The organism is Pseudomonas xanthosomatis (assembly GCF_019139835.1).
GTDB lineage: Bacteria > Pseudomonadota > Gammaproteobacteria > Pseudomonadales > Pseudomonadaceae > Aquipseudomonas > Aquipseudomonas fakonensis.
The window spans coordinates 286279-296483 of record NZ_CP077075.1 but is presented as its reverse complement, the minus strand read 5'-3'; the positions used below and the strand labels follow the sequence as shown (position 1 = coordinate 296483).

Genomic DNA, 10205 nt, shown 5'->3' with positions numbered 1-10205 from the left:
TTTTAAAGTGCCGCTATTTGGTGGCTGTCAAACTTTCGCTATTACTCTTCTCGGCTGGTTAAACATGCCGAAATATTGACATTTATCCGTGTGTAGCAGGCGCGCGACAATCTAAAGTCATATCGTGATTTCACCGCTTGCCAACTCTTACTTTCGTATTAGTCATATAGCCGATGGCTTGGCTCATAAGCGTCGCTGCACTCGGCGTTGAGCTTCACCCTAGACGCGTTCACGGTTTTATGCGTGCGCAAGCCGCGTAGTACGTGGCTTGCGCGCAGCATGGCAAGCCCCGCAAGCGTTACTGCTGCAACTTCCACTTGCATCGGCGCCATCAAGCGTTAGTCTTTTGAACGTGCTGTGGCCTGAATGAAACTTGTGTTCAGGCTTATAACCAAGGATGGCTGATAGCTTGCGAAGTGCTGGTGACAAAGATGAACCTTCGTGTTGGCCCACCGTCTGCAATGAAGAACATCGGGTGACGGTTGATGGCATGTTGCCCGCAACTTGCGCAATGAAGAGAGTGCCACGTGGAATCCGAAGTCAGTCGAGTCCTGCTCAGTCACGATCCGCGTAGTCAGCACGACGATCCGCTGCTGGACTGCCTGCTGACCCTTTGCGTCCTGCATCAGAAACCCGCCAGCCGGGTGATGCTGACCACCGGGTTGCCCTTGCCCTCCCAGCGCCTCACCCCCGAGCTGCTGCCCCGTGCCGCCGCCCGCGCCGGCCTGCAGGGGCGCATGCTGCAGCGCAAGCTGGAGCAGATCCCCAGCATCGCCATGCCGGCCATGCTGCTGCTCAAGGAAGGCCGCGCCGCCGTGCTGCTGGGCTGGGAAAACGCCGACACCGCACGCCTGCTGCTCAGCGAAAGCGACGGCGGCGAGGTGCTGGTCAGCCGCGAGGCGCTGGTAAGTGACTACAGCGGCCGGGTGTTCTTCGCCCAGCCGCAGCACAAGTACGACGTCAACCACGGCAACCTCATCCCGCGTACGCGCTCTTGGTTCCGCGACACGCTGCTGCGCAGCAAATGGCTGTACATCGACGCCATCGCCGCCAGCCTTGTGATCAACCTCATTGCCCTGGCCGCGCCGTTGTTCGTGATGAACGTCTACGACCGCGTTGTGCCCAACCAGGCCACCTCCACCCTGTGGGTGCTGGCGGTGGGCATTACCGGCGCCTACATCTTCGACCTCATTCTCAAAGGCTTGCGCAGCCTGTGCCTGGACCTTGCCGGCAAAAAGACCGACCTGATCATCTCCGCCACGCTGTTCGAACGCATCGTCGGCATGGCCATGAAGTACCGCCCGGCGCGGGTCGGCAGCTACGCGCAGAACATCCACGAGTTCCAGGGCTTGCGCGACTTTCTCGCCTCGCTCACCCTCACCAGCCTGATCGACCTGCCGTTCACCCTGATCATCCTGGTGGTCATCGCCATCATCGGCGGGCACCTGGTGTGGATCCCGGTGCTGGCCTTCCCGCTGGCCCTGGGTATCGGCTACGCCCTGCAAAAACCACTGATGGCGACCATGGAGCGGACCATGGCGCTGGCCTCCGAGCGCCAGTCCAGCCTGATCGAGACCCTCGCCGGGCTGGATGCGGTCAAGGTCAACAACGCCGAGAGCGAGCGCCAGTACATGTGGGAGCAGACCCTCGGCACCCTCAGCCGCCTGGAGCTGCGGGTCAAGGTGCTGTCGGGCCTGGCCATGAACATCACCCTGCTGATCCAGCAACTGGCCGGCGTGGCGATGATCTGCGTCGGGGTGTACCTGATCATCGACGGCAACCTCAGCATGGGCGGCCTGGTGGCCTGCTACATGCTCAGCGGCCGCGCCCTCGGGCCGCTGGGCCAGCTCAACGGGCTGCTGGCGCGCTATCAGCAGGCCAAGGTGACCATGACCGCCACCAACCAGATGATGGACCTGCCCCAGGAGCGCAACTTCGAAGAGCGCCCGCTCAGCCGCCAGGTGCTGCAGGGCGCCATCGAGTTCCGCGGGCTCGACTTCACCTACCCCAACCAGCAGAACATGGCGCTGAAGAACATCAGCCTGACCATCCGCCCCGGCGAGAAGGTCGGCATCATCGGCCGCAGCGGCTCGGGCAAGAGCTCCCTGGCCAAGCTCATCGTCGGCCTGTACGAGGCCGACAACGGCGCGCTGCTGGTGGACGGCGTGGACATCCGCCAGATCGACGTCAGCGAGCTGCGCCACAACATCGGCTACGTGCCCCAGGATATCCAGCTGCTGGCCGGCACCCTGCGCGACAACCTGGTCAGCGGCGCCCGCTACATTGAGGACGAGCTGATTCTGCAGGCCGCCGAGCTTGCCGGGGTGCACGAGTTCGCAAGGCTGCACCCGGACGGCTACGAGCTGCAGGTCGGCGAGCGCGGGCAGAACCTGTCCGGCGGCCAGCGGCAGAACGTCGCCCTGGGCCGGGCGCTGCTGCTCAACCCGCAGATCCTGCTGCTCGACGAACCCACCGCGGCCATGGACAACACCGGCGAGGAACGCCTCAAGCAGCGCCTGCAGGCGGTGGTCGAAAACAAGACCGTGCTGCTGGTCACCCACCGCGCCTCGTTGCTGTCGCTGGTCGACCGGCTGATCGTCATCGACCGCGGCCAGGTGGTTGCCGATGGCCCGAAAGCTTCTGTCATGGATGCGCTGAAGAAGGGGCAGATCAGTGTTGCCTAAACTCGATGTCGGTCACTTCAAGGACCAGCTGCGCCGCTACTTCAAAGGCTCGGAGTCGCTCCACGGGCAACCCCTGCCCGAGGTCAACAAGGCGCTGATCGAAGACGCCCCGCGGGTGGTGCGCCTGACCATCTGGGGGGTGATCGCGTTCTTCCTGTTCCTGGTTGTCTGGGCCAGCTTCGCCCCCATCGACGAGGTCACCCGCGGCGAGGGCAAGGCCATCCCCTCGTCCAAGGTGCAGAAAATCCAGAACCTCGAGGGCGGCATCGTCGCCGAAATTTTCGCCAAGGAGGGCGAGGTGGTGGAGGTGGGCCAGCCGCTGCTGCGCCTGGACGAAACCCGCTTTGCCTCGAACAAGGGCGAAACCGAGGCCGACCGCGTGGCCATGGCCCTGCGCGTCGAGCGCCTGAGTGCCGAGGTCGATGACCGGCCGCTGAACATCGACAGCACGCTGCGCGAGTCGGCGCCGAGCCAAGCCGCCAGCGAAGAGTCGCTGTACAACAGCCGCCGCCAGCAACTGGCCAACGAAATCGACGGCCTGCAGCAGCAACTGGTGCAAAAACAGCAGGAGCTGCGCGAGTTCAACTCCAAGCGTGCCCAGTACAGCAACCAGTTGGGGCTGTTGCGCCAGGAAATCGGCATGTCCGAGCCGCTGGTGGCCAAGGGCGCCATCTCCCAGGTGGAGATCCTGCGCCTGCGCCGCGCCGAGGTGGAAATGCGCGGCGAGCTGGACGCCACCGGCCTGGCCATCCCCCGGGCCGAGGCCGCGGTGAAGGAGGTGCAGAGCAAGATCGAAGAGACCCGCGGCAAGTTCCGCAGCGACGCCCTCACCCAGCTCAACGAGGCCCGCGCCGACCTCAACAAGACCACCGCCACCAGCAAGGCCCTGGACGACCGGGTCAACCGAACCCTGGTCACCTCGCCGGTGCGCGGCATCGTCAAGCAGTTGCTGGTCAACACCATCGGCGGGGTGATCCAGCCCGGCAGCGACATCGTCGAAGTGGTGCCGCTGGACGATTCGCTGGTCATCGAGGCGAAGATCCTGCCCAAGGATATCGCCTTCCTGCACCCCGGCCAGGAAGCCATGGTCAAGTTCACCGCCTACGACTACACCATCTACGGCGGGCTCGAAGCCAAGCTCGAACAGATCGGCGCCGACACCGTCACCGACGAAGACAAAAAGACCACCTACTACCCGATCCGCCTGCGCACCGAAAAAAGCCACCTGGGCACCGACGACAAGCCGCTGCTGATCATCCCCGGCATGGTCGCCACGGTGGATATCAAGACCGGCAAGAAGACCATCATGAGCTACCTGCTCAAGCCGATCATCAAGGCCAAGGCCGAGGCATTGCGTGAGCGTTGAGCGCTGGAGCTGCTGAGCAACATCTGCAGCAGCAATGTCATGATCAACTTCCAAAATCCAGCGCGCCCCCTGTAGGAGCCGGCTCTCTTAGAGCAAACTACAACTTATTGATTTAACACAGTCTCCGTGGGAAGCGGCCTCGTGTCGCGATGGGGCGCGAAGCGGCCCCAAGATCCCGGCGTCATGCAAAATTGCCGGGGCTGCTGCGCAGCCCGTCGCGACACAAGGCCGCTTCCCACAGGTCGCGGTGCATCTGCGAGACCAGTTTTCTGCGCGACAGCGCAGCCCATGGGGCTGGCAGAGCCTCAAGCACGCGGCTTGATAGACGCGGCTCAACTTTTTCCCGCCAAGCCAGATACAGAATGTGACCGCTGACTGGGCAGTCGCGCGTCATGCAGCTGCCTGCTCGACGTTGAGCGCGGTGGCAGTTGGACATTCCACACCGTCGATCACCTGCTGGCAATGTCATGTTGACATCGTTTGCTGTGTGCGTTGTAAAATTGACAGATAGACTTGGTATACCTAAAAAGCGCTTTTTTTTTGACATAAGGCCGTCATTCAAACGCCTGAACTTTGACTAACCTATTAAGTGCGCAGTACACATGAGTGCCTCGAACGATATTCGTAGTTTGTTCAAGCAGTTTGGCGGTGAGCCCGAGCTATACCAGGAATTCACCCGTGACGAACACGGCCGTGGCGGCTCGCCGCGCTGGCCGCTGCTGCCCGGCTCCCCGGTGCCGGAGCTGGCGCCGCTGAGCGCGCTGGCCCCTGAGCCGAGCCCGGCGCCGTTCGGTGGCGCCGAACAGCAGGCCCCCGCAGCGCAGGCCGAAGCCCACGACTGGTCCGCAGCCGGGCTTCGCAACCTGCTGGCCAAGATGGCCGAAAACCCCACCCCCGCCTCCGTCGGTACGCCGCGGGTGGCCCAGCTGCGCCCGGCGCTGGAGCATATCCGCGTCATCAGCGTGATCTCCGCCAAAGGTGGCGTCGGCAAGACCACCCTGGCGGCAAGCCTGGCCAGCGCCCTGCGCCGGGCCGGGCGTCAGGTGGTGGCCATCGACCTCGACCCGCAGAACGCCTTGCACCACCACTTCCAGGCGGCCGAGGCCTCTGGGTCGGTCATGGAAGATGCCGGCGTGGTGCAGGCCGGGCAGCCTTGGCAGGAACTGGGCAAGCTCAGCGATGACGGCGTTTTCGTCGTCGCTCACGGCATGATCGACGAAAATCACCGTCAAGAATTCGAGCAAGGCCTGCACCATGACCCGCTGTGGTTGGCCCGTCACCTGGCCGACATGCAGCTGGCCGAAGGCACCATCGTGGTCGTAGACACGCCCCCTGGCCCTTCGGTCTACCTGCGTCAGGCCCTGTCGGTGGCCAACCTGGCCGTGGTGGTGAGCCTGGCCGACCCGGCCTCGTACACCTCGCTGCCCCAGGTCGACAAGCTGATTGCCGCCTACACCCAGGAGCGCACCGATTTTGCCGGCGCGGCGTACGTCATCAACCAGGTCGACCATTCGCGCCAGATGAACAAAAACATCACCCAGATCCTGCGCGGCCTGTTGGGCAAGCAGATGATCGGCCTGGTGCACCGCGACCAGTCGATCAGCGATGCGCTTGCCTACAACCGCAATGTGTTGGGCTACGACCCCCATGGCCGTGGCTGCCATGACATCCTCGATTGCGCCCAGGCGCTGATCGGGCGCCTGGCCATCGCTGCTCCAACCGCGCAATGAACCGCCTCAAGGCTTACCTGCGCAGCGCAGGTGACGGAGTGCGGGCGCATCGCAGCTGGGACCTGCTGCTGGGGCTGATGGCCCTGGCGATGCTGCTGGTGGTGGTCACCGTACCGTTCGAGCTCGAGGAGCAGATGCTGTTCTGCGGCGCCTGCCTGGGCGCCACCTTGCTGCTGCGCCGGCGCGCCAGCCGCCTGGCGGTGCTGGCAATGACCGTGATGTCGGTGATCGCCTCGCTGCGCTACCTGTACTGGCGGGTCACCTCGTCGCTGGGTTTCGAGAGCCCGTTGGACATGTTCTTCGGCTATGGCCTGGTGGCCGCCGAGCTCTACGCGCTGCTGGTGTTGCTGCTCGGCTACGTGCAGACCGCCTGGCCGTTGCAGCGCAAGCCGCACCCGCTGCCGGCCGACAGCAGGCTGTGGCCCAGCGTCGACGTGTTCATCCCCACCTATAACGAGCCGCTGGAAATCATCCGCCGCACCACCCTGGCCGCGCTGGCCATCGACTGGCCCCGCGACCGGCTCAACGTGTACGTGCTCGATGACGGGCGCCGCGACGAGTTCCGCCAGTTCTGCGCAAGCGCAGGGGTTGGCTACATCACCCGCGACAACAACCTGCACGCCAAGGCCGGCAACCTCAACAACGCCCTGCGCCACACCAGCGGCGAATACATCGCCATGTTCGACGCCGACCACGTGCCGACCCGCTCGTTCCTGCAGGTGTGCATGGGCTGGTTTCTCAAGGACCCGAAGCTTGCCTTGCTGCAAACCCCGCACTTCTTCTTCTCGCCCGACCCGTTCGAGAAGAACCTCGAAACCTTCCGCAGCGTGCCCAACGAGGGCGAGCTGTTCTACGGGCTGATCCAGGACGGCAACGACCTGTGGAACGCCACGTTCTTCTGCGGCTCCTGCGCGGTGATCAAGCGCGGGCCGCTGGAGGAAATCGAAGGCATCGCCGTCGAGACCGTCACCGAGGACGCCCACACCGCGCTCAAGCTCAACCGCCGCGGCTACAACACCGCCTACCTGCCGCTGCCCCAGGCGGCGGGCCTGGCCACCGAGAGCCTGTCCGGCCACATCGGCCAGCGCATCCGCTGGGCACGGGGCATGGCGCAGATCTTCCGTACCGACAACCCGTTGCTGGGCAAAGGCCTGTCCCTGGGCCAGCGCCTGTGCTACCTCAACGCCATGCTGCACTTTTTCTACGGCCTGCCGCGGCTGGTGTTCCTGACCGCACCGCTGGCCTACCTGATGTTCGAGGCCCAGGTGTTCCAGGCTCCGGCGCTGCTGATCCTGGCCTATGCGCTGCCGCACATCATGATCGCCAGCGTGACCAACTCGACCATCCAGGGGCGCTTCCGGCATTCGTTCTGGAACGAGGTCTACGAGACCGTGCTGGCCTGGTACATCATGCGCCCGGTGCTGCTGGCGATGATCAACCCCAAGGCCGGTGGCTTCAACGTGACCGCCAAGGGCGGCATGATCGAGCAGGGCTACTTCGACTGGAAGCTGGCGCGCCCGTATATCGCCGTGCTGCTGCTCAACCTGGCCGGCGCGGCGATCGGCCTGTACAAGCTGGCTTTCGACGCCGACGCCAGCGCCACCACCCTGCTGATCAACATGGGCTGGACGCTTTACAACATCATCATCAGTGCCGCCGCCGTGGCCGTGGCCAGTGAAACCCGGCAGATCCGTGCCGAACCGCGGGTGTTCGCCCAACTGCCGGCGACCATCGGCCTGGCGGACGGCAAGACCGTGGTCTGCACCACCAACGACTTTTCCCAGCGCGGTGTCGGCCTGACCTTGCCCGAAGGCGTCACGGTTGCCCGTGGCGAGCAGGTGCAGGTGTCGCTGTTCCTCGACAGCCAGGAATGCGTGCTGCCCGCCCAGGTGGTGTTCAGCCGCGGCGCAACCCTGGGCCTGACCTTCCACGAGCTGAGCCTGCAACAGCAGTACGACCTGACCCGCCTGACATTTTCGCGCGCCGACACCTGGGCCAACGCCTGGGGGCAGGGCGCCGATACCCCGCTGTCGGCGCTGCGCGAAGTCTCGCGCATCGGTTGGCGCGGTGTGCGTCAGCTGTCCCGGGCGACGCTCACCGAGGTGGTCACCCGCGTTCGCCCGTCTTCCCTTTCGTCCGGCTCCAACCCTTCGAGGCATCCATGAGCTTCTTTCTTACCGGCAAGCCGAAATGCCGGCTCGCATTAGCGCTGCCGCTGTCCCTGCTGTTTCTGGCGATGTCTCCTGCCGGTGCCGAAGAACCAAGTGCCAGCGAACCGCTGAGCCAGGCCGTGGTGCCCGGCCAGAACGCCACGCTCAAGCAGCTGGGCGCGAGCTACACCCTCAACCTGCGCGGTATCGAGGGCAGTGACAGCGTCAACTTCGACGTGCGCACCGACCGCGTGGTGACCGGCGCACGGCTGAACCTCGAGTACAGCTACTCGCCGGCGCTGATCGCCGAGATGTCGCAGCTCAACGTGCTGGTCAACGACCAGGTGGCAGCGAGCATCGCGCTGCCCAAGGAAACCGCCGGCAGCCCGCAAAAGCAGGTGGTGCAGATCCCGCCGCACCTGATCACCGATTTCAACCGCCTCACGCTGCAGCTGATCGGCCACTACACCATGCAGTGCGAAGACCCTCAGCACTCCAGCCTGTGGGCCAAGGTCAGCAACGCCAGCGAGCTGCAGCTGGACCTCGCGCCACTGGTGCTGCCCAACGACCTGGCCCTGCTGCCGGCGCCGTTCTTCGACCGCCGCGATGCCCAGCGCCTGGAACTGCCGTTCGTCTTCGCCGATACCCCCGACAGCGCCAAGCTGGAGGCAGCCAGTGCCGTGGCTTCGTGGTTCGGCGCCCAGGCCAGTTACCGCGGTGCGCACTTCCCGGTGCTGTTAGGCGAGCTGCCCGCGCAAGGCAATGCCATCGTGCTGGTCACCGGCGACCAGGCCCCCGGCGGCCTGGCACTGGAGGCCCCGGCCAAGCCCGGTTTGCGCGTGCTGACCAACCCCAACGACCCCAACGGCAAGCTGCTGGTGATCTCTGGGCGCGACGAGCAGCAGCTCAAGCAGGCCGCCGTGGCCCTGGTCAGCGGCAGCCGGGTGATGAAGGGCGAGCAGGCGAGCATCGATGGCGTCAGCCAGCTGCGCCCGCGCAAGCCCTACGACGCCCCCAACTGGCTGCCCAGCGACCGCCCGGTGCAGCTCGGCGAGCTGATCGAGGCCAAGCGCCTGAGCGTGGCCGGCTACGACCCTGGCACCATCAGCCTGCCCATGCGCCTGCCGCCAGACCTGTTCACCTGGCGTGAGCCGGGCGTGCCGCTGCACCTGAAATACCGCTATACCCCGCAGCCGGTGTCGACCAACTCGTCGCTGCTGGTCAGTGTCAGCGGCAAGTTCCTCAAGTCGCTGCCGCTGCCCTCGCAGGAGCACCTGAAGGACGAGCAGGGCCTGCTGGCCCGCCTCAAGCAGGACGAAACCCTGCTGCGCGAGGCCCAGCTGAACGTGCCGCTGGCCAGCTTCCCGCTGCAGTCGTCGCTGCAACTGCGCTTCATGTACGACTACATCAAGCAGGGTGAATGCCGCGACATCATCATCGACAACATGCGCGGCACCATCGAACCGACCTCGACCCTCGACCTGAGCGGTTACCGCCACTTCATCGCGCTGCCCAACCTGGGTGTGTTCCGCGACAGCGGCTTCCCGTTCACGCGCATGGCCGACCTGTCCGAAACGGCGGTGGTCATGCCCGATGGCTACGGCGCCGCCGACGTGTCGGCGCTGCTCGATGTGCTCGGCCGTTTCGGTGACTCCACCGGCCTGCCGGCCACCGCCGTCAGCGTAGTGCAGGCAAGCGACGAAGCCCGCCTGCGCGGCAAGGACCTGCTGGTGATCGCCTCCGGCGGCAACCAGCCCCTGCTGCAGCGCTGGGCCGGGCAACTGCCGGTGAGCCTGGACGGCCAGGCGCAGTTCCAGCTGTCCGACCTGGTCTACCGGGTGCGTGACTGGGTCAGCGGCGTCGAGCACATCGACCAGCGCCCGTCGCGCAGCAGCATTGCCCTGGGCAACGGCGCCGTCGACAACTACCTGACCGGCTTCGAATCGCCGCTCGATAGCGGGCGCAGCGTGGTGGTGATCGCCGGCGCCAGCCCCCAGGGGCTCGCCGAGGTGACCAGCGCCCTGGCCGCAGTACAGGATGAAGACAACTCCATCCAGGGCAGCCTGGCGGTGGTCAATGGCGAGCGGGTCAGCTCGCTGGTGGCCGACGAGCAGTATCACGTCGGTGACCTCGGTTGGTTCCGCCATGTGCAATGGTGGCTGTCGCAGCACCTTGGCGGCACCCTGGTGCTGACCGCAGCCGGCGTCGGCCTGGCCAGCGTGCTGCTGTTCCTCAGCCTGCGTGCTCGCGCCCGCAAGCGGTTGCAGGGTTGAGC

General features: G+C 65.2%; 5 protein-coding genes. All 5 read left to right on the top strand.

The genetic code is table 11. From position 1 onward, the window contains the following. The first annotated feature begins 527 nt into the window (after nucleotides 1–527). The 5 genes from KSS93_RS01290 to bcsB all read left to right on the top strand — a co-directional run bounded on the left by KSS93_RS01290 (nucleotide 528) and on the right by bcsB (nucleotide 10203). On the top strand, nucleotides 528–2684 hold the full coding sequence (locus tag KSS93_RS01290) for a type I secretion system permease/ATPase (protein WP_217841195.1): 2157 nt from the start codon (nucleotides 528–530) through the stop codon (nucleotides 2682–2684). After that, nucleotides 2674–4050, top strand: coding sequence for an HlyD family type I secretion periplasmic adaptor subunit (locus KSS93_RS01285; RefSeq protein ID WP_217886839.1), 1377 nt, complete (start codon nucleotides 2674–2676; stop codon nucleotides 4048–4050). The genes KSS93_RS01290 and KSS93_RS01285 overlap by 11 nt, the downstream gene beginning before the upstream one ends. A 602-nt stretch (nucleotides 4051–4652) precedes the next feature. Further along, nucleotides 4653–5780: a cellulose biosynthesis protein BcsQ gene (bcsQ, locus tag KSS93_RS01280; RefSeq protein WP_217886838.1), complete on the top strand. Its 1128-nt coding sequence runs from the start codon at nucleotides 4653–4655 to the stop codon at nucleotides 5778–5780. Continuing rightward, a complete protein-coding gene (gene bcsA / locus KSS93_RS01275; protein ID WP_217886837.1) occupies nucleotides 5777–7945 on the top strand; it encodes a UDP-forming cellulose synthase catalytic subunit in 2169 nt (722 codons plus the stop codon). The genes bcsQ and bcsA overlap by 4 nt, the downstream gene beginning before the upstream one ends. After that, entirely contained in the window at nucleotides 7942–10203 is a 2262-nt protein-coding gene (gene bcsB, locus KSS93_RS01270) for a cellulose biosynthesis cyclic di-GMP-binding regulatory protein BcsB (RefSeq protein WP_217886836.1), read from the top strand. The genes bcsA and bcsB overlap by 4 nt, the downstream gene beginning before the upstream one ends. Nucleotides 10204–10205 lie beyond the last annotated feature (2 nt).